Here is a 249-nt window from a genome sequence, read left to right as displayed (position 1 = left end):
GCGCACATCCTAAATTACCGGTTACTTGATGAATTAACCCAAGTTGCTTAGCGGTATGCGCATCAAACACCTCAGCAGTTAAAAAGTATCTACGCGCTGCACGCTCACCAATGGCTTTAATTACATAAGGGCTAATAACCGCAGGAATAAGCCCCAGCTTTACTTCGCTTAAGCAAAATTGTGCATTGTCTTGGCATATTGCAATGTCGCAACAGGCAATTAAACCCAAAGCGCCGCCAAACGCAGCAC

General features: G+C 45.4%; 1 protein-coding gene. It reads right to left on the bottom strand.

What is annotated here, in order from left to right; all coding sequences use genetic code 11:
- The coding region (locus AAEY62_RS23850) for an enoyl-CoA hydratase-related protein (protein WP_350636940.1) at positions 1–249 on the bottom strand (249 nt) is incomplete at both ends.

This window comes from Pseudoalteromonas sp. GW168-MNA-CIBAN-0100, from assembly GCF_040309225.1.
Lineage (GTDB): Bacteria > Pseudomonadota > Gammaproteobacteria > Enterobacterales > Alteromonadaceae > Pseudoalteromonas > Pseudoalteromonas arctica.
Note: the sequence above shows the minus strand (reverse complement) of the source record. Positions and strands in the feature narration are given on the sequence as shown.